General features: G+C 73.1%; 15 protein-coding genes and 2 pseudogenes. 10 read left to right on the top strand and 7 right to left on the bottom strand.

Annotated elements, in window-relative coordinates; translation table 11 throughout:
• Positions 1 to 190 precede the first annotated feature (190 nt).
• The 5 genes and pseudogenes from AOK11_RS44925 to AOK11_RS15190 form a co-directional block, all read right to left on the bottom strand.
• On the bottom strand, positions 191 to 460 hold the full coding sequence (locus AOK11_RS44925) for a hypothetical protein (RefSeq protein WP_240497356.1): 270 nt from the start codon (positions 458 to 460) through the stop codon (positions 191 to 193).
• A gap of 354 nt (positions 461 to 814) precedes the next feature.
• Complete coding sequence (locus AOK11_RS15175; protein WP_055594253.1) at positions 815 to 1,630, bottom strand: SPDY domain-containing protein; 816 nt, start codon at positions 1,628 to 1,630, stop codon at positions 815 to 817.
• Positions 1,631 to 1,671: 41 nt separating this feature from the next.
• Positions 1,672 to 2,208, bottom strand: a pseudogene (cofE, locus tag AOK11_RS41810) (coenzyme F420-0:L-glutamate ligase); the annotation flags it as partial.
• Complete coding sequence (locus tag AOK11_RS15185) at positions 2,205 to 3,251, bottom strand: 2-phospho-L-lactate transferase (protein ID WP_063793480.1); 1,047 nt, start codon at positions 3,249 to 3,251, stop codon at positions 2,205 to 2,207. The pseudogene cofE and the gene AOK11_RS15185, both read right to left, overlap by 4 nt.
• Positions 3,252 to 3,379: 128 nt before the next feature.
• On the bottom strand, positions 3,380 to 3,928 hold the full coding sequence (locus AOK11_RS15190) for a cysteine dioxygenase (protein WP_055594245.1): 549 nt from the start codon (positions 3,926 to 3,928) through the stop codon (positions 3,380 to 3,382).
• Positions 3,929 to 4,687: 759 nt separating this feature from the next.
• Between AOK11_RS15190 and AOK11_RS15195 the strand changes: the two genes are divergently transcribed.
• The 3 genes from AOK11_RS15195 to AOK11_RS15205 all read left to right on the top strand — a co-directional run bounded on the left by AOK11_RS15195 (position 4,688) and on the right by AOK11_RS15205 (position 10,648).
• Positions 4,688 to 4,951 carry a WhiB family transcriptional regulator gene (locus AOK11_RS15195; RefSeq protein ID WP_010986447.1) on the top strand — a complete coding sequence of 88 codons (264 nt, stop codon included), beginning with the start codon at positions 4,688 to 4,690 and terminating at the stop codon, positions 4,949 to 4,951.
• A 265-nt stretch (positions 4,952 to 5,216) separates the two neighbouring features.
• Positions 5,217 to 9,071 (top strand): glycosyltransferase, encoded by a 3,855-nt coding sequence (locus AOK11_RS15200; protein ID WP_079034852.1) that lies wholly within the window; start codon positions 5,217 to 5,219, stop codon positions 9,069 to 9,071.
• On the top strand, positions 9,068 to 10,648 hold the full coding sequence (locus tag AOK11_RS15205; protein ID WP_055594247.1) for a DUF5719 family protein: 1,581 nt from the start codon (positions 9,068 to 9,070) through the stop codon (positions 10,646 to 10,648). Before AOK11_RS15200 ends, AOK11_RS15205 begins: the two co-directional genes overlap by 4 nt.
• A 100-nt stretch (positions 10,649 to 10,748) precedes the next feature.
• On the opposite strand, the gene AOK11_RS15210 is transcribed toward AOK11_RS15205, so the two are convergent.
• On the bottom strand, positions 10,749 to 11,198 hold the full coding sequence (locus tag AOK11_RS15210; RefSeq protein ID WP_107098590.1) for a metallopeptidase family protein: 450 nt from the start codon (positions 11,196 to 11,198) through the stop codon (positions 10,749 to 10,751).
• Positions 11,199 to 11,534: 336 nt separating this feature from the next.
• Here AOK11_RS15210 and AOK11_RS15215 point away from each other — a divergent pair, with 336 nt between their 5' ends.
• From AOK11_RS15215 to AOK11_RS15240, 7 genes are all read left to right on the top strand, one after another.
• Positions 11,535 to 12,005, top strand: a complete 471-nt coding sequence (locus AOK11_RS15215) for a DUF3499 domain-containing protein (protein ID WP_079034854.1) — start codon at positions 11,535 to 11,537, stop codon at positions 12,003 to 12,005.
• 235 nt (positions 12,006 to 12,240) lie between these two features.
• Entirely contained in the window at positions 12,241 to 13,857 is a 1,617-nt protein-coding gene (locus AOK11_RS15220; RefSeq protein WP_055594249.1) for an L-lactate permease, read from the top strand.
• Positions 13,858 to 14,035: 178 nt separating this feature from the next.
• Positions 14,036 to 15,400 (top strand): phosphomannomutase/phosphoglucomutase, encoded by a 1,365-nt coding sequence (locus tag AOK11_RS15225; RefSeq protein WP_055594255.1) that lies wholly within the window; start codon positions 14,036 to 14,038, stop codon positions 15,398 to 15,400.
• Positions 15,401 to 15,652: 252 nt separating this feature from the next.
• Complete coding sequence (locus AOK11_RS39920) at positions 15,653 to 15,823, top strand: Trm112 family protein (RefSeq protein ID WP_079034855.1); 171 nt, start codon at positions 15,653 to 15,655, stop codon at positions 15,821 to 15,823.
• Between the two features lie 93 nt (positions 15,824 to 15,916).
• Positions 15,917 to 17,044: an SIS domain-containing protein gene (locus tag AOK11_RS15230; protein ID WP_055594250.1), complete on the top strand. Its 1,128-nt coding sequence runs from the start codon at positions 15,917 to 15,919 to the stop codon at positions 17,042 to 17,044.
• Positions 17,045 to 17,205: 161 nt separating this feature from the next.
• Entirely contained in the window at positions 17,206 to 18,357 is a 1,152-nt protein-coding gene (gene manA / locus AOK11_RS15235; RefSeq protein WP_055594251.1) for a mannose-6-phosphate isomerase, class I, read from the top strand.
• A 143-nt stretch (positions 18,358 to 18,500) separates the two neighbouring features.
• The gene (locus AOK11_RS15240; RefSeq protein ID WP_055594252.1) at positions 18,501 to 19,475 is read left to right on the top strand and encodes a cation diffusion facilitator family transporter; all 975 of its coding nucleotides are present in this window, start codon (positions 18,501 to 18,503) and stop codon (positions 19,473 to 19,475) included.
• 40 nt (positions 19,476 to 19,515) lie between these two features.
• Here AOK11_RS15240 and AOK11_RS44930 read toward each other — a convergent pair.
• Positions 19,516 to 19,659: pseudogene (locus tag AOK11_RS44930) on the bottom strand (cation diffusion facilitator family transporter); the annotation flags it as partial.

Below are 19,659 nucleotides of genomic sequence, written 5' to 3' on the forward strand. Positions count from 1 at the left end.
GGTCAGCGGGTGCGGCTCGGGTGGGCAGGCGGGCATCGTGGGGTGCTCGGGGCCGCTGGAGGTACGCCATGGCGGGTGGCGAGTGTGCGGATGCGGTTCTCCAGGGTGAAGGCGATCAGGTCGACAGGCACGTTCGCCTCGGTCCGTGTGATGCGGTTCGGGTCGATGGTCTCGGGAGGTAGGGGCGCCACTACCTCCGTACCGGGGTGGTTCGGCTGGACAGGGGCGTCGACTTCGCTATCGGCTGCGGGACCAGGGGCGACGGGATGCTGCGGGCAGTGGTGTTGATGTCGATGACGGCGTGGCCATGGGTGGCCCAGTCGTCGAGGTAGCTCCATGCCTCGGCGTCGTGGTCGGCGAGCGCGTCGTCGTACCTCGGCGTGCCGGGCCGGGCGGTGAGGGGGAGGCCGGCGCAGGTCTGCTGCCACTCCTGGTGCAGGGTGTCCAGGCGGTCGAGCACGTCGCGCAGGGTGCCGAGCTGCCAGGCCCAGCGGGTCTGGACCGCGCGGGCGGGCAGTTGGGCGAGTTGTTCTTCTGCGGTGGCGAGGAGTTGACGTGCGGTGGGGCGGACGGCCTCGAATGCTTCGGCGGTCTCGCGGTCGCGCTGGCGCTGTCGGAGGCCGTAGGCGTGCTCGTCGAACGGCCAGCCGTCGAGGTCGGTGTTCTCTTCGGAGTAGTAGTCCCAGTTGGCCAGGATGCAGGTGCTCTCACGGAGGAAGGCGGAGAGCTGCTTCAGCGCGGCGCGGTGGGAGGCGGGGATGGCGGAAATGACGGGTCCTTGAGGGGCGGTGATGTTCGGAGTCCCGTTCGGCGCTCAGCGTCGCAGGGAGGCAGGCGGGGATGGCGGCGGAGCGGGGGTCTTGGCCGTCTCGGGCCGAGGGCGCCGCCGGGCCGCACGGGTCCGGGCACGAAGGGCGAGGAGTCGCTCGGTGTGTGCGTCGACCACGTGCTGCGGGGACAGGGGGCTTGGCTCCTGCACGGCGCCGTGCGCGGTGCGGTCGTACATGCCGCGCTGGAGCGGGGAGGGGTCGGCGAGTGCGGTGACGAAGGCGTCCACCAGGCGGGTGGGCGTCCGGGCATCGAACCAGGCGTGCCACAGCCGGGGGCCGCGGGGACCGTGTCCGGGCTCGTGCGCCTCCACGTGCCAGGACACGGCGGCGTTCCGTTCGGGGCGTCGTTCGACGCGGCACGCGGCGTCCGGCGAACTGGCCGCACCGCGTGCGTCGATGAGCCAGCCTGCGGTGTCCGCCGCGTCCAGGGGAGTTCGTGGCTCGGCGGTCGAGGGGGTGACGAGGGCATCGGTGACAGCGCTGAGGATCTCGGCGGGGACGAGTTCGCCGAATTCGGCGTACCAGCCCGGTTCGGTGTCGGTGGGCTCGGCCCGCAGCCGCCACCGAGCGGCGGTGGCGGACTGCGGGTCGAACTGCAGGCTGTGCCGGTGGTCCGGGCTCGTCAGTACGATCTCGGGGCTCAGCGGGTCGGACGTGCGTGTCCATCCGGCCGCGGCCAGGCCGTGGGTGACGTGCCGGCCGTCGCCGGGGCCGGCCAGGTGGCGCGGACTGGTGTCGAACGGGACGCGCCAGGCGTGGGTGTCGGCGAAGGCGGCGAGCTGCCGTTCGCTCACGGGCACGGGCCGCACTCCGGCAGGGTCTCGAGCGCCTTCCGGTACAGGCCGCGCAGGTCGTCCAGGACGTGGACGCCCGCGGCGCCGATCGCGACGTCCGTCAGACCCGTCCGCCAGGGGCGTCCGAAGGTGTCGGTGACGAGCACCCCGACCGTGACCCCGAGGGCGTCCCGCAGGCTTTCGCGGATCGCCCGCGCGGACGCGTCCGGATCCTCGGGGAGCAACAGCACCGTGCCGGGGAGCGTGTTGGAGGCGTCGACCCCGGCCGCGGCCATGACGAGGCCCTGCCGGTTCTCGACGATGCGCAGGGGGCCGCGCCGGGCCACCACCCGTACCGTCTCCGCGTCGATCGCGGCCTCCCGGTCGGAGGCCTCCAGTATCCGGCCCTCCGCCTTGGAGATGATCTTGGAGGTGACGAGCAGCACGTCCCCGTCGGCCAGCCCCGGCTCCGCGGCCGCGATCAGCTTCGCGAGGTCGTCTCCCTGCCGGACCTCGGGCAGTCCCGCGACGGCCCACACCCGGTACCCGTCGGACGCCGCGCCGCCCGCGGGGACGCCGTCGTCGTGCACGCGCGTGCCGTTCATACCGCCCGCACCTCCTCCGCGAGTGCCAGCGCCTCCCGGGCCATCCGCGCGGTGGCGTCGGCGTCGCTCATCATCAGGGGCACGGCCCGGCAGCGGATCCCCGCCTCCTCGATGCGCTCCACGCCGGCCGCGTCGACGGTGTCGACCAGCCAGCCGTCCAGCAGGCCCGAGCCGTAGTGCTCGGCCACCGCCCACGCCGTGGATTCGACGCCGACCGCCGCGAGCACCTTGTCGGCCATGCCGCGCACGGGCTTGTCGCCGACGATCGGCGACAGGCCGACCACCGGCACGCCCGCCTCGGCGATCGCCTCCCGGATGCCGGGGACGGCGAGGATCGTGCCGATGGAGACGACCGGGTTGGACGGCGGGAAGAGGATCACGTCGGCGGCGGCGATCGCCTCCAGCACACCCGGCGCCGGCTTCGCCTGATCCGCGCCGACCGGCACCACCGCCTCGGCCGGGACCGACGCCCGCAGCCGCACCCAGTACTCCTGGAAGTGGATCACCTTGCGCACACCGGAGCCCGCCGCGGAGCCCGGCGGGGTCTCCCCGGCTCCGGACCCGGCTCCGGGACCCGCCGACGGCCCCGCTGCCGGGTCGTCGGCGGGCAGGGTGACGGCGACATGGGTCTCCACGCGGTCGTCGGTCATCGGAATCAGCCGGACGCCCGGCTGCCAGCGGTCGCAGAGGGCCTCCGTCACCGCGCTCAGCGGATAGCCGGCGGCGAGCATCTGCGTCCGCACGATGTGCGTGGCGAAGTCCCGGTCGCCGAGCCCGAACCACCCCGGGCCGACGCCGTACGCCGCTAGCTCCTCCTTGAGCCGGAAGCTCTCGTCGGTCCGCCCCCAGCCCCGCTCCTCGTCGATGCCGTCGCCGAGGGTGTACATCACCGTGTCGAGGTCCGGGCAGACCTTCAGCCCGAAGAGGTGGATGTCGTCCCCGGTGTTGCCGATGACCGTGATGTCCGCGTCCGGCACGGCCCGCTTCAGACCGCGAAGGAAACGGGCACCGCCGATGCCGCCTGCCAGAACCACAATGCGCATGGAAACAGTCTGTCAGCCGCAGGGCGGGCCGCGGCACCGTGTCCGGCGGTCGGTCACACACGGGGTCGCGCACGGGCTCAGGTGCGGGGGCACGCACGCGTCCGGGCAGGGGCGCGCAGAGGGGTGGGTCAGGCGGTGAGCGTCCGGGGCTCCGTACGCGCCTCGCAGTGCGGGACGGCCGGGTGCATCGGCATCTCGGTCAGGCCCGGGTAGTACACGTGCAGGCTGACCGCCGGCTCCAGCGTGTCATTGACGACCTCGTGCGCGTAGCCCGGAGCGAACACCCGCTCCGTGCCCGCCGTCAGCGTGCGGATGCCGCGTTCGGTGCGCTCGGTGAGGACGCCGTCCAGGACGGTCAGGACACCGGAGGAGCGGCCGTGGTCGTGCAGTCCGCTGCCCTGGCCGGGCACCCAGGACAGCAGCCACACCTCGTAGCCGGCCGGGGTCTCCCCCGCTCGAGCGGAGCCGGGAGCCCGGGGAACGGTGAGCAGCCGGTGGTACCAGCGGCTGCTCGCGTCGTAGCGCACCAGGTGCTCCCACCGGGACCGGTCGGCGGCGAGGGAGCGGGCCAGACCGACGAACTCGGCCACGGTCGCCGGGTGCTCGCGCGGGGGCTGCAGGAGGTGCGGTACTTCGAGGATGTCGCCGGCGATCTGGAGGTCGCTGTCGCTGTTCATGGATGCGGTGGTTCCTCGGCGGAGAAGCGGTCGGGAAGCAGTCGGTGGGGCCACTGGACGAGGCCCGGTGGGGAACCGGCCTGCCGGGGACGAGGTGCCGCGGGTGTCCGGGTCACGGACGGCGGCGGGAAGTGCCCTGATGAGAGCAGAAGAAACAGAGGTCGGATCGAGGGTGACCCGAAGGGCAGGAGCGCGTTGGGCTCAACAACCGAAACAGCGACAGCTACAGCGAGCGCGGGCAGCACCGAGGGACCCGGCGGAGCGGGTCGAGGTGAGTGCCGAGTTCGCGAGCATGCCCTCAAGGACAGCGGCTCATGCCTCCAGTGTCAACTCGACCCACGGATCGTGGGCACGGTTCACCCCATCCGGTTCACTGCGGGGCGAAAGGTTTGCTCACGTGATTCCGGGGACACAAGGCGCACATGGTCGAGCGCACAAGTGCCGTTGCGGTCCTGTGATCCGAATGTGACCCGGGTCGCTGCGGCGGTGGTGTGTCAACGAGATCGATCGACCGGGCGTCTCACTCCGTGAACGGTGTGCGCGGGGCGAGTTGCTCGTGCCGCCCGCCGATGTGTCAACGTTTATGGCGATTTGAACACTTTCGGCTCGGGCTTGGTTCCGCAGAGTGAATAAGGGGGCCAATAGCAGATCTCGGCTTGACTCGCCCGGATCGGCGCACTTGTAATTTCACTCGTGTCGTTCGGCCGGAATCGGTAACGGCAGCATCACGGGGACGCGAAAGACGGACGAGGGGCGCACATGACGGAGCTGGTGCAGCAACTGCTGGTCGACGACGCGGACGAGGAACTCGGCTGGCAGGAGCGCGCGCTGTGCGCCCAGACCGACCCCGAGTCCTTCTTCCCCGAGAAGGGCGGTTCCACCCGGGAGGCCAAGAAGGTCTGCCTCGCTTGCGAGGTCCGCTCCGAGTGCCTCGAGTACGCCCTCGCCAACGACGAACGCTTCGGCATCTGGGGCGGCCTGTCCGAGCGGGAGCGCCGCCGACTGAAGAAGGCCGCCATCTGAGGGGTGGCACTTCGCTCACGCCCCTCCCTCGCGCGCCTTGTTCGCCGCGTCCGTATGCGCGCCTTGTCCGCGCGTACGTCCTGTGCGCCGGGTGTGCGCATGTGTCCGGCATATACGGCTTACGGCCCGTCGCGTGTGGGTTGTCCACAGGCGGCGGGCCGCCTTGTCGCCCAGCCGATAGTGTGGTTGCTCGTCCGAGACGCCACGCCGCCCCCACCGGGCACGGGCGTCCCCCACAGTCCACTGAACCGGGGCCCGTACCTCGATGTCCGTGCACAGTCACCCGGCAGCCCGTCAAGACGCCGCTGCCGCACCAGAGTTCCCGCGTCATGTGGTGACCGCGGTCCTCGTCTCCCATGACGGAGCCCGCTGGCTGCCCGACGCGCTCGCCGGGCTACTCGGCCAGGAACGCCCCGTCCAGTTCGCCATGGGAGCCGACACCGGCAGCGCGGACGACTCCGCCCGGCTGGTCGGCGAAGCCCTCGGCGACGACCACGTCCTGCACCTCGCCCGGCGCACCGGCTTCGGCCAGGCCGTCGAGGAGTGCCATCGTGCCGCGCCGCACCTCACCCCGGACGACCTGCCCTACCTGAAGCGGCCCAGCGGCTGGGACCCGGTCACGCGCAGTTGGCACGACGACGCGTACGACCTGCCCGACCTCCCGCACGGGGAGCCGGTCCAGTGGCTGTGGCTGCTGCACGACGACTGCGCCCCCGAACCCGACGCGCTGGCCCGGCTGCTGGGCGTCGTGGAGAACGAGTACGAACTCGGCCGTGACGACGTCGCCGTCGTCGGCCCCAAGCTCCGCGGCTGGTACGACCGCCGGCAACTGCTGGAGGTCGGCGTCTCCATCGCCAACTCCGGCCGCCGCTGGACCGGCCTGGACCGCCGCGAACAGGACCAGGGCCAGCACGACCAGGTCCGGTCCGTTCTGTCGGTGTCCACCGCCGGCATGCTGATCCGCCGCGACGTCTTCGACGAACTCGGCGGATTCGACCGGCATCTGCCCCTGATGCGGGACGACGTCGACCTGTGCTGGCGCGCGCACACGGCGGGCCACCGGGTGCTCGTCGCCCCCGACGCGGTCGTACGGCACGCCGAGGCCGCCTCCCGCGAGCGCCGCGCCGTCGACTGCGTGGGCCGCACCGCCGCCTCCCCGCACAAGGTGGACAAGGCGGGCGCCGTCCACACCCTGCTCGTCAACACCCGTACCGCGACACTGCCCTGGGTACTGCTGCGGCTCGTCCTCGGAACCGTGCTGCGGACCTTCGCCTATCTCGTCGGCAAGGTCCCGGGACAGGCCGTCGACGAGATACGCGGCCTCGTGGGCACCCTGCTGCGACCCGAACGCATCCTCGCCGGACGCCGTCGCCGCGGCAGCCCGCAGATCGACAAGGGCGAACTGCGGGCCCTGTTCCCGCCCCCCGGCGCGACCATCCGCGTCACCGTCGAACAGGTCGCGGGCGACCTCGTCGGCCGCTCCGACCCCGAGGCCACCACCGGCGCCGGACGGCACGGCGGCGCCGTCGAGTCCGGACCCGGCGGGGACGACGCCGACTTCATCGAGGTCGAGCAGTTCGCCCGGCTCAAGCGGATCGCCCGCAAACCCGGCCCGGTGCTCTTCCTGCTCCTGCTGCTCGTCTCCCTCGCGGCCTGCCGCGCCCTCCTCGGCAGCGGCGCGCTCGCGGGCGGCGCCCTGCTGCCCGCCCCCGCCGGTTCCGGCGAGCTGTGGGCGCGGTACACGGACACCTGGCACGCGGTGGGCGCCGGCGGCACCGGCTCCGCACCCCCCTACCTCGCCGTCATGGCGTCCCTGGCCGCCCTGATGCTCGGCTCGACCGGGCTCGCCGTGACGGTCCTGCTCATCGGTTCGGTGCCGCTGGCCGGCTTCAGCGCCTACTTCGCCTCCCGCCCGCTCGTCGAATCCCGGCTGCTGCGCGCCTGGGCCGCGATCGCCTACGCCTTCCTGCCCGCCGTAGCGGGCGCCCTCGCCGGCGGCCGGATCGGCACCGCCGTGCTCGCCGTACTGCTGCCGCTGATCGCCCGTGCGGGCATCGCCGCGAGCGGACTCACCGGCCTCCCCGGCGTCTGCGGCAGTTGGCGCGCGACCTGGGCGTACGCGCTGCTGCTGACCCTCGCCACCGCGTTCACCCCGATCGTCTGGCCCATCGCCCTGGTCCTCGGCCTCGGCGTCCTCGCCCTGCGCAGGTCCGACCTCCCGGCGTACGGGCTCCGCTTCCTGGCCCAGTTCGGCACCCCGCTGCTGGTCCTCGCCCCCTGGTCGCTGACGCTGCTCCCGTTCGGCTTCTTCCAGGAGGCGGGCCTGGAGTACGGCGCCTCCGCCGCCTCCGCCCTCGACCTGCTCGGCGCGAGCCCCGGCGGCCCCGGTGCGGTCGGCGGGCCGGTGCTCATCGGCATCGTGCTCGCCGCCCTCGCGGCCCTGCTCCGCTCCGAGCGTCTGCTCGCCATCCGCGCCGCCTGGGCGGCGGCCCTGGTCGGACTCGTCTTCGCGGTCCTGTCCAACGGCTCCACCTGGGCCGGGCCCGCGACGCTCGTCTACGGCATCGCCCTGCTGGCCGCGGCCGCGCTCGGCGCCGACGGGGCGCGCTCACGGGTCGCCGAGCAGAGCTTCGGCTGGCGCCAGCCGGTCGCCGTGCTGATCGCCCTCGCCTGCGCGGTCGGCCCGCTGCTGGCCGCCGCCGGCTGGGTGCTCCGCGGCGCCGACGGACCGCTCGAGCGGCGCGATCCCGTGCAGGTGCCCGCGTTCGTCGCCGAGGAGAGCGGAACCCGCGACCAGGCCCGCACCCTCGTCCTGGACAGCGACTCCGTCGCCCGTGTCGACTACGTGCTGGTCCGCGGCTCCGGTGCCCGGATGGGCGATGCCGAGATCACGGCCTCGGCCGGTGTGAACACCGGGCTCGACAAGGTCGTCGCCAACCTCGTCGCCGGCTCCGGCGCCGACCAGGCCGACCAGCTTGGCGGGTTCGCGGTGCGCTACGTCCTCGTCCACCCGGGCGCGCCCCGCGACGTCACCCGCGTCCTGGACGCCACGCCCGGCCTGACCCGGCTCAGCCAGCAGGCGGGCGGCGCGCTGTGGCGCGTCGACCAGAACGTGTCCCGGGCGACCATCGTCCCCGCCAAGGACGGCGAGGACGAGCCGCAGGCCGTGGCCGCCGGACCGGTCGAGATCAGCACCGAGATCCCCGACGGCGCCGAGGGACGCGTCCTGCGCCTGGCCGACGCCGCGGCCGACGGCTGGACCGCCACCCTCGACGGCAAGCCGCTGACCCGCACCACGGTCGACGGCTGGGCCCAGGGCTTCCAGCTCCCCGCCACCGGCGGACGGCTGGCCGTCACCTACGAGGAGCAGTTCACCCACACCGCCTGGCTGTGGGCGCAGGGCCTGCTCGCCGTCGTCCTCGTCGTGCTCGCGCTGCCCGGCCGGCGCCGTGACATCGACGACGACCTGCCCGAGGAACCGGCCGTCCCCGACGAGGCACTCGTCGGCGACGGCCGCCGCGCCCGCCGTCTGCGCGCCCAGGCCGAGGCGGAGGCGGAAGCCGCGGCCGCCGAGGAGGCGCGCACGGGCCGCGGTGCGGACGGGGACGTGGCCGACGACACGGGCGACGGCGCGGCCGACGGATTCGACGCCCCGCCGGAGCCCGTGGCCATTCCGCAGCAGCGGCCCTACGACGAATGGGACGCGTCGAGCTACCCGGATCCGACCCCGGATCCGAACCCCGAGTACGACGGCGCCTACACCGCCGCCGCCCCGTACCCGCAGGGACAGCAGCAGCCCCCGTCGCAGCAGGAGCAGCAGCAGGAGCAGCAGTACGCGCCGGACGGCTACGGACAGCCCTACCAGGCGGACCCGTACCAGGGCGGCCAGGACGGTCCGGGCGGCCCGTACGCCTACGAGGGAACGCCCCAGCAGCCGCAGTACGACCCGACGTACAACCCGACGACGTACAACCCGACGACGTACGACCCGTCGGCGTACGGACAGGGTTACGACGGCTACGACCAGACCTACGCGCAGGGCTACGACGCGTCGTACGACCCCGAGCAGCCGCACCGCCCGCAGCCGGGCAGTGAGCGTTCCGACGGGAGCCAGCAGTGAACCGCACCACCCTGTCCCTGATCGCGGGAGCCACCGCACTCGCCGCCGTCACCGGCTTCGCCGTCCTGACCGCGCCGGACCCCACGGCCGCGGACGACGGCGTCGCGACGGCGGCGGCCCGCCTGCCCGTGGAACGCTCGAGCCTGCTGTGCCCCACACCCAGCACCTCCGACCTCGCCGAGACGACGTACACGTCCTTCACGCCCGTCACGAAGGGCACGGAGAACGAGGGCAGCGCCGAACTCCGGCCGGCCACCGCGGGACGGCCCGCGGAGCAAGGCACGGAGGAGAACGAGAAGGAGAGCGAAAAGGAGAACGGGGGGGACGACGGCGGGGAGGACGACGGCGGGGAGGAGGCCGCCGCGTCCGCGAAGCCCGAGAAGCCGGTGCTGGAGCACAAGAAGGAGCCCGGCAAGCCGGTCACCGCGGACACCTCCGGGGGCGAGGCGCCCGCGCTCCTCGGCACCGCCGAGGGCCGCTTCGCTCCCGGCTGGACCGTGCAGCAGACCACCGAGGTCGCCGCGGGCACCGGCCGGGGCCTCCAGGGCGTCACCTGCACCGCCCCGGACACGGAATTCTGGTTCCCCGGTGCGAGCACCGCGACCGAGCGCACCGACTACGTCCACCTGACCAACCCCGACGGCTCCGCCGCCGTCGTGGACATCGAGGTCTACGGCAAGGACGGCGCCCTCGAGACCGAGGTGGGGGAGGGCATCACGGTCAAGCCGCACTCCTCCGAACCGGTGCTGCTGTCCACGCTCACCGACGAGGAGCAGACCGATGTGACGGTCCACGTCGTCGTGCGCAGCGGGCGGGTCGGCGCGGCCGTGCAGGCCCTGGACGACTCGCTCGGCGGTGACTGGCTGGCCGCGTCGGCCGATCCGGCGGGCAGCCTGGTCCTGCCCGGCATCCCCGAGGACGCCACCGCCGTACGCCTGGTCGTCTTCACCCCCGGCAACGTCGACGCCGACCTGAAGGTGCAGCTCGCGTCGCCCTCCGGGCTGATCACACCGGCCGGCAACGAGACGGTGCACGTGAAGGGCGGGATGACGACCGCCGTCGACCTCGGTGACGTCACGCGCGGCGAGGCGGGCTCCCTGGTCCTCACGCCGACGGACCGCTCGGTGCCCGTCGTGGCGGCCGTCCGGGTGCTGCGCGGCCAGGGCGACGACCAGGAGTCGGCCTTCGTCCCGGCGGCCCGCGAGGTCGGCCTGCGGGCGACGTCCGTCGACAACACGGCCAAGGGGAGCACCCTCGCCGTGACCGCGCCCGAGGGCGCCGCCAAGGTCAGGGTCACCGTGTCCGCGGGCAGCGAGGGCGGTACGCCGGCGACCGAGACGTACACGATCAAGGCCGGTACCACCCAGAACATCGAGGTCCCGGTCCCGGACGACGTCGAGGGCACGTACGCGCTGACGGTCGAGCCCGAGTCGGACGACGCCCCCGTCTACGCCTCCCGGACCCTCACCGCCCCGGACGACGGCGTCCCCGCCTTCACCGTCCAGACCCTCCCCGACGACCGGGGCATGGTGGCGGTACCGCACACGGAGGAGGACCTGTCGGTCCTGCAGAGGTAGGAACCGCCGGCGCCCGTACGGAAGATTCACTCCGCTCGGGCGCCGGGGCGGCCGTTCGGGCCTTGGCGCGGCAGGCCCTGGTGCCTCGGGCCTCGGCGTGTCAGTCCTCGCCGTACCGGGGATCCACGGTCTCCGGCGTCAGTCCCAGCAGTTCGGCGACCTGCTCCACGACGACCTCGTGGACCAGCGCCGCCCGCTCGTCGCGCCCCTTGGTGCGGATCTCCACCGGCCGGCGGTAGACCACGACCCGGGCGGGGTGTCCCTCGTGGGTCGGCACGGTGCCGCCCAGCGGCACCGGCTCGTCGCTCCACCCCGCTCCGGGTGCGTCCAGGCGGGGGACCTCCAGCACGAGGAAGTCGATGTCGGCCAGCTGCGGCCACCGACGCTCCAGCCGCTCCACGGAGTCCTGCACCAGATCCGCGAACGTCTCCGCGCGGCTGGCGGCCAGCGGCACCTGGGGCGGCGCGATCGGGCCGCGCATGCCCCGGCCGTGGCGATCACGACGGCGGGGCCCGCGGTCGGCGGCACGGGGCGTCACAGGGGTGTCCATCACGGTGCAGCGTAGTCTCCGCCGGTCCGACGCGCCCGACCCCCACACGGCTTCCGGACCCCGACCTCGCACGGCTCGGCGCCCGGCTCCCCTCCCGCTTCGGTTCCCGGCCCCCGCACGGCGCCGGGGCACCGCTCCGTACGGCGTCGGGGCGCGGTGGCGGGCCGTCCGGATCGGCATGTCGCCGCATGACCATTCCGGCCAAGGTTCGGCTCGATTCCATATCTTTCATGGGCCGGTGATCTCAAGGTATTTGACGGTGTTTGTACCAAGTGATGACCGGAGGGAAAACCGCACACCTTCCGAACAAGAGCGTCGGAGCAGGTCAAACGGTGTGTGCCGACCGGGGCGCAGGGGACCTTTCAGGCCACGACACGGGGGAACGCACAGGAGGGGAGTCGTCGCGGCCCGCTCAAGAGTGCGGTACCGTCCAACATCGTGAGCCCTGTACGTCGCTGTTCGCGCACCGCTTGCGGCCGTCCCGCCGTCGCGACGCTGACGTACGTCTACGCCGACTCGACCGCGGTCCTCGGCCCGCTCGCCACCTACGCCGAACCCCACTGCTACGACCTGTGCGCCGAGCACTCCGAGCGCCTCACCGCGCCGCGCGGCTGGGAGGTCGTCCGTCTGCTCGACGGTTCGGCCCCGGCGCGGCCCAGCGGAGACGATCTCGAGGCGCTCGCGGACGCGGTGCGTGAAGCGGCCCGCCCCCAGGAGCGGTCGGCCGGCGGTGCGGGACGCGGTGCGGACCCGATGGAGGTCGCGCGACGCGGCCACCTGCGCGTGCTCCGCTCTCCCGACAACTGACGCCGGCGACCGCGCTCCGGCCATGACGCCCGAGCCCTGAACGGCCTTCTCCTGCGCGGCCGTTCACGCGGCCGTGCCGGTTGCCCGTGTGCGTCGGCCCTTGCTTCCCTCCCGCCCCACCTGTCCCGTGAGTAAGGTGCCGCACGCCCATTGACGCGTGCTTGTCGAGGACACGACCATTCCGAGGACGTAGCGAGAATCTTCTTCCGCATTGCGGAATCCAGGAGGCGCGTCCGTGTACGTCCAGGAACTGGAACCCGTCGCCGGCTCACTCGGTCTGTCCGCCCTCGTGGCGGCGCTGCCCCTCGTGACCGTGCTCGTCCTGCTCGGCGGCCTGCGCATGAAAGCGCACCTGGCGGGCCTGATCGGCCTGTTAGGCGCCGTTCTGGTGGCCTGCCTGGCCTACCGCATGCCTCTGGACCAGACGCTCTCCAGCGCCGCCCAGGGAGCGGTCTTCGGCCTCTTCCCCATCATGTGGATCGTCGTCAACGCGCTGTGGGTGTACCGGATGACGGTCCGCACCCAGCACTTCGACATCCTGCGCCGCTCCTTCGGACGGCTCTCCGACGACCCGCGGATCCAGGCCCTGGTCGTCGCCTTCTGCTTCGGGGCACTGCTGGAGGCGCTCGCCGGGTTCGGAGCCCCCGTCGCGATCTCCGCCGTGATGCTCGTGGCCCTCGGCTTCGACCCGGTCCGGGCCGCCGTCGTCGCGCTCGTCGCCAACACCGCTCCGGTGGCGTTCGGGGCCATGGGCACACCGGTCGTCACGCTCGCCCAGGTGACCGGTCTGCCACTGGACTCGGTGGCGTCCGTCGTCGGCCGCCAGACCCCGCTGCTCGCCCTCGTGGTGCCGCTGGTGCTGGTCTGGCTGGTGGACGGGCGGCGCGGGCTGCGGGACACCTGGATTCCCGCGGTGGCCTGCGGAGCCGCCTTCGCCATCGCCCAGTTCGTCGCCTCCAACTACGTCTCCGCGCAACTCGCCGACATCGCCGCGGCCATGGCCGGCGCGGGCGCCCTGGTCGCCGTACCGCACTCGCGCGTGCCCGCCTCCGAGGCCGTACGCGCCTCCGTGCTGACCGGTGTGCGCAGTGAGGAACTGGACGAGGAGGACCCGCGCCGCGAGGTCGTGCGGGCGTACGCCCCGTACGCGCTGATCGTGGTGATCTTCTCCCTCGCGCAGATCCCGGTGATCAAGGACTGGCTGGCCGGGGCGACCCAGAAGTTCGACTGGCCCCTTCTCGACGTCGCCGCGCCGAACGGCGAACCGGTCGGGGCCAACGTGTTCACCTGGCCCATCGTCTCCACCGGCGGCACCCTCGTCCTGTTCGCCGGCGTGGCCACCGCGGTCGTGCTCGGCCTGCACGCGCGCGTGGCGCTCAAGGAATGGCTCGCGACCGTGTACGAACTGCGGTTCGCGATCCTCACGGTGACCTCGGTCCTGGCGCTCGCCTACGTCATGAACCTCTCCGGCCAGGCGGCGACGATCGGCTACTTCGTGGCCGCCGCCGGTGCCGGACTCGCCTTCCTGTCACCCGTCCTCGGCTGGTTCGGCGTCGCCGTCACCGGCTCGGACACCTCGGCCAACGCGCTCTTCGGCGCCCTCCAGGTGACCGCCGCACGGGAGTCCGGACTGTCGCCCGACCTGCTCGCGGCCGCCAACAGTTCGGGCGGTGTCCTCGGCAAGATGATCTCGCCGCAGAACCTCACCATCGCCTGCGCCGCCGTCGGCCTGGCGGGCAAGGAAGGAGACCTGCTGCGCAAGGTGCTGCCCTGGAGCCTCGGCCTGCTGCTCGTCATGTGCCTGATCGTGGTGGGGCAGAGCACCTTCGTGCTCGGGTGGATGCTGCCCTGACCCGAGGCGGCGCCCGGTGGGCCGACCGGTCACCGGGCGCGATCCCGGCCGGTCAACGGGCATGATCCCGGCCGGTCACCAAGCACGGGCCTGCCGGTCACCACGGGACTGCCCGCAGCGGAGTGTCATCCTCTGCGGGTAGTTTGTGGTGACCGACATGACCTCCGGAGGGCTGGCCGTGGCTGCTGATCTGTCACAGATCGTCAAGGCGTACGACGTGCGCGGGATCGTCCCCGACCAGTGGGACGAGTCCCTGGCCGAACTCTTCGGCGCCGCCTTCGCGCGCGTGACCGGAGCGAGCGCCATCGTCACCGGGCACGACATGCGGCCCTCCTCGCCCGGCCTGTCGGGCGCCTTCGCCCGCGGCGCCGCGGCCCAGGGCGTCGACGTGACCGAGATCGGCCTCTGCTCCACGGACCAGCTCTACTACGCCTCCGGCGCCCTGGACCTGCCCGGCGCGATGTTCACCGCCTCGCACAATCCGGCCCGCTACAACGGCATCAAACTGTGCCGCGCGGGCGCCGCGCCCGTCGGCCAGGAAACGGGCCTGACGGAGATCCGCGAACTCGTCGAGAAGTGGAGCGAGACGGGGGTCCCCGAGCCGGCCGCCACGGCGGGAACCGTCACCCGGCGCGAGACGCTGGACGACTACGCGGCACACCTGCGCTCCCTCGTCGACCTGGCCTCCGTCCGGCACCTGAAGGTCGTCGTCGACGCGGGCAACGGCATGGGCGGGCACACCGTCCCCACCGTCCTGGCCGGCCTGCCGCTCACCGTCGTCCCGATGTACTTCGAACTCGACGGCACCTTCCCCCACCACGAGGCCAACCCGCTCGACCCGGCCAACCTCGTCGACCTGCAGCAGCGGGTCCGTGAAGAGGGCGCCGACCTCGGCCTCGCCTTCGACGGCGACGCCGACCGCTGCTTCGTCGTCGACGAGCGAGGCGAGCCGGTCTCCCCGTCCGTGATCACCGCCCTGGTCGCCTCCCGCGAACTCGCCCGCAACGGCGGCAAGGGCACGATCATCCACAACCTGATCACCTCCTGGTCGGTGCCGGAGGTCGTCGAGGAGAACGGCGGCACACCGGTACGCACCCGCGTGGGCCACTCCTTCATCAAGGCCGAGATGGCCACCAGCGGCGCCATCTTCGGCGGCGAGCACTCGGCGCACTACTACTTCCGCGACTTCTGGAACGCCGACACGGGCATGCTGGCCGCCCTGCACGTCCTCGCCGCCCTCGGCGGCCAGCAGGGCGCCCTGTCCGCCCTGGTCGACCAGTACGACCGCTACGCGGGCTCCGGCGAGATCAACTCCACGGTCGACGACCAGGCGGCCCGCCTCGCCGCGATCAGGGCCGCCTACGAGGACCGCGACGGCATCACCCTGGACGAACTGGACGGCCTCACCGTCACCGCCGCCGACTGGTGGTTCAACGTCCGCCCCTCCAACACGGAACCCCTCCTCCGCCTGAACGCGGAGGCCCGCGACCAGGCCACCATGGCCAGAATCCGCGACGAGGCCCTGGCCGTCATCCGAGGCTGATCCGGCCCGTGGACGGCCCGGGAACCGTCCCCGTGCGACGGCGTACGACGGCGTACGACGGCGTGCGACGGCCGGGACGAACCGGCCGCCGCACGCCCGGCCACGTCGGGCCCGGGGCCCATGCCGACGGCCACCGCGAGCCCCGCCGGACCGGGGCGCCGGACCCGCCCGCCGCCGCCCGTCCGCCGCGTCCCCACCGGCGGTACCCTGACCAGGCACATCCGCATACGCCCGTCCGAAGGGAACCCACCCATGCCGCTGGAAACCGGCCTCCTGGAGATCCTCGCCTGCCCGGCCTGCCACTCCTCCCTCGAGGAGCAGGACAACGAGCTGATCTGCACCGGCCAGGAGTGCGGCCTGGCGTACCCGGTCCGCGACGGCATCCCCGTCCTCCTCGTCGACGAGGCCCGCCGCCCCGCGTAACCGACGATCCGGCGACCCTGCGCACCAGCGACCCGCCGCTCCGAGTACCGCCGCCCCCCGTACGACGCCCCGCCGATCGGAGGCAGCCGCCCCATGCTCGACGAATCGCTGCTCGACTCACCGGAGGGCCTCACCGAGGCCGACCGCCGCGGGCTGCTCCGCGGCGCCGCCGAGGCGGGCGCCTGTGTCCGCACCGCCGCGCGGCATGCCGCCGAGGCCGGTGTCCACGACCTCAAACCCGACGGCCGTCCCCGCGCCGTCCTCATCGCGGGCCCCGGCGCGGCCGCCACCCAGGCCGCCGACCTCCTCGGCACGCTCGCTGGCGCGGGCAGCCCCGTCACCCGGCTCGCGCCCACCGGCGTGGCCCCCGTCGCGGGCGCGCTGCGCTGGGAACTGCCCGGCTGGGCCGGTTCCGTGGACCTGCTCCTGATCGCCACCCCGGACGGCACCGAGCCGGGCCTGTCCCTGCTCGCCGAGCAGGCCTACCGCCGCGGCTGCACCGTCGTCGCCGTGGCCCCCGCCCGGACCCCGCTCGCCGACACGGTCAGCGGCTCCCACGGCCTGTTCGTCCCCATGGCGACCACGTCCTACGACCAGGACGAACCCCTCGCCGCCTCCGCCCCCGGAGTTCTGTGGGCGCTGCTCACCCCGCTGCTCGCGCTCCTGGACCGCGTCGGTCTGCTCACCGCCCCGCCGGACGTCCTGGAGAAGGTCGCCGACCGCCTCGACCGCATCGCCGAACGCTGCGGCCCGGCCCTCGCCACCTACAGCAACCCCGCCAAGACCCTGGCCGCCGAACTCGCCGACGCGCTGCCCGTCGTGTGGACCGAGGGCACCTCGGCCGGCCCGGCGGGCCGCCGCTTCGCCGCCGCGCTCGCGGAACTGTCCGGCACCCCCGCCGTCGTCGCCGAACTCCCCGAGGCGCTCGGCGCGCACAGCGCCCTGCTGGCCGGCCCGCTCGCCGGCCGCGCCGACCCGGACGACTTCTTCCGCGACCGCGTGGAGGAGGCCCCCGCCCTGCACGCGCGCGTGGTGCTGCTCCGCGACCGCCCGATCGGCGGCCTCACCGCCGCCCCGGCCGCCCGTGAGATGGCCCTCGGCCACGACACGCCGATCAGCGAACTCGAACCGGAGGAGGGCGGCGAACTGGAGACCCTCGCCGAGCTGATCGCCGTCACGGATTTCGCCGCCGTTTACCTGGCGCTCACTTCGAGAGCCTGATCATGCGGAGGACAGTCTCACCCGGGATGCCCTGAGCAGGACTTCAGCGAGAGCGTCCACCGTGCCGCGTCCACAGGGACGACCGAGTGGACCGCCCCTTTGTCCCGCTCCTTCGTCCCGCCCTTCGCCGAGAACCTGCCGAACGACCCAGAGAGAACCCCATGGATCGCCTCGACAACACCGTCCGCCCCTATGCCTGGGGTTCCACCACCGCCATAGCCCAGCTGCTCGGCGTCGAACCGACCGGCGAGCCGCAGGCGGAGATGTGGATGGGCGCCCACCCCGGCGCGCCCTCGCGCACCGGCCGGGGCACCCTCGCCGAGGTCATCGACGCCGACCCGGAGCGGGAACTCGGCGCGGCCTCGGTCGCGAAGTTCGGTCCACGCCTGCCCTTCCTCCTCAAGCTCCTCGCCGCCGGCGCACCGCTGTCCCTCCAGGTCCACCCCGACCTGGACCAGGCGAAGGCCGGCTACGCGGACGAGGAACGACGCGGCGTCCCCGCCGACGCCGCGCACCGCACCTACAAGGACGCCAACCACAAGCCCGAACTGGTCTGCGCCCTCACCGACTTCGACGGCCTCTGCGGCTTCCGCGACCCGCTGCGCGCCGCCGAACTGCTCGACGCCCTCGGCGTGGACTCCCTCAAGCCGTACGTCGACCTGCTGCACGCCCGGCCCGAGGAAGCGGCCCTGCGCGAGGTCCTCACCGCGATCCTCACCGCCGACCGGGACGAGATGGCCCGCACCGTCACCGAGGCGGCCGCCGCCTGCGACCGCCTCGGCGGAGACCACGCCCCGTACGCCGCCATCGCCCACCACTACCCGGGCGACCCCGGCGTCATCGCCGCCATGCTCCTCAACCACGTCCGGCTCCAGCCCGGCGAGGCCCTCTACCTCGGCGCCGGCGTCCCGCACGCCTACCTGAACGGCCTCGGCGTCGAGATCATGGCCAACTCCGACAACGTCCTGCGCTGCGGACTGACCCCCAAGCACGTCGACGTCCCCGAACTCCTGCGCATCGTCCGCTTCGAGCCCCGCGACCCCGGCGTGCTGCGCCCGGAGGCCGCACCGGACGGCGAGGAGCTCTACGACACCCCCACCGATGAGTTCCGGCTCTCCCGCTACGTCCTGCCCGCCGGCGGCGCCACCCACGACCTCACCCTGGCCACCCCTCAGATCCTGCTCTGCACGGCGGGCTCCGTACGCGCGGGCGAGCACGAGCTGTCCCCGGGCACCTCCGTGTTCGTCCCCGCAGGAGAAAAGGCCGAAGTGTCCGGTACGGGAACTCTGTTCAGGGCAACGGTCGTCGCCTGACCGCCGGACGACGCCGATCCGACCCCCGTTGCCCCGTCGGGCTGCAACAATGTCCCCCCGTTACAGCACGGACAACACCCGGGCGGCGTACGAAGACGCCCGCCCGGGCCCGTGAACGGCGTACGAAGGGACAACGCGGACACATGAGCGCGTCAGGCGGAACAAAGGCGATCGTTGCGGCACTCGTCGCCAACGCGGCGATCGCGGTAGCGAAGTTCGTGGCGTTCCTCTTCAGCGGCTCCTCGTCGATGCTCGCCGAATCCGTGCACTCCGTCGCCGACTCCGGCAACCAGGCACTGCTGCTGGTCGGCGGCAAGCGGGCCCAGCGGCAGGCCACCCCGCAACACCCCTTCGGCTACGGGCGCGAGCGCTACATCTACGCCTTCCTCGTCTCCATCGTGCTGTTCTCCGTCGGCGGCCTGTTCGCCATCTACGAGGGCTACGAGAAGATCAAGAACCCGCACGAGCTGACGCACTGGTACTGGCCGGTCGGCGTGCTGGTCTTCGCGATCATCGCCGAGACCTTCTCCTTCCGCACCGCCATCAAGGAGTCCAACGCGGTGCGCGGCGAGCGCTCCTGGAAGGAGTTCGTCCGCCACGCCAAGGCCCCCGAGCTGCCGGTCGTCCTCCTGGAGGACCTCGGCGCCCTCGTCGGCCTCGTCCTCGCCCTCGGCGGCGTCGGCCTGGCCCTGCTCACCGGCGACAGCGTCTGGGACGGCATCGGCACCCTCTGCATCGGCGTCCTGCTGATCCTGATCGCCGTGGTCCTCGCGCTCGAGACGAAGTCGCTGCTGCTCGGCGAGGCCGCGGGCGCCGAGGAGACCCGGAAGATCGAGACCGCCCTCGTCGACGGCGACACCGTCACCCGCATCATCCACATGCGCACCCTCCACATCGGCCCCGAGGAACTCCTGGTCGCCGCGAAGATCGCCGTACACCACGACGACACGGCCACGAAGGTCGCCGCCGCCATCGACGCCGCCGAGTCCCGCATCCGCGAGGCCGTCCCGATCGCCCGCGTGATCTACCTGGAGCCCGACGTCTACCGCGAGACCGAGGCCGCCAAGGGCGCCGACGCCGCGGCCACCCCGGGCGGCCCGGTCCCGACGGAGCACTGAGCCCGCCCCCGCCGGCCGGTGGGGCCGGGCGGGGGCGGGCTCAGTGCTCCGTCGGGACCGGGCCGCCCGGGGTGGCCGCGGCGTCGGCGCCCTTGGCGGCCTCGGTCTCGCGGTAGACGTCGGGCTCCAGGTAGATCACGCGGGCGATCGGGACGGCCTCGCGGATGCGGGACTCGGCGGCGTC

Source organism: Streptomyces hirsutus (assembly GCF_001418415.1).
In the GTDB taxonomy this organism is placed as follows: domain Bacteria; phylum Actinomycetota; class Actinomycetes; order Streptomycetales; family Streptomycetaceae; genus Streptomyces; species Streptomyces hirsutus.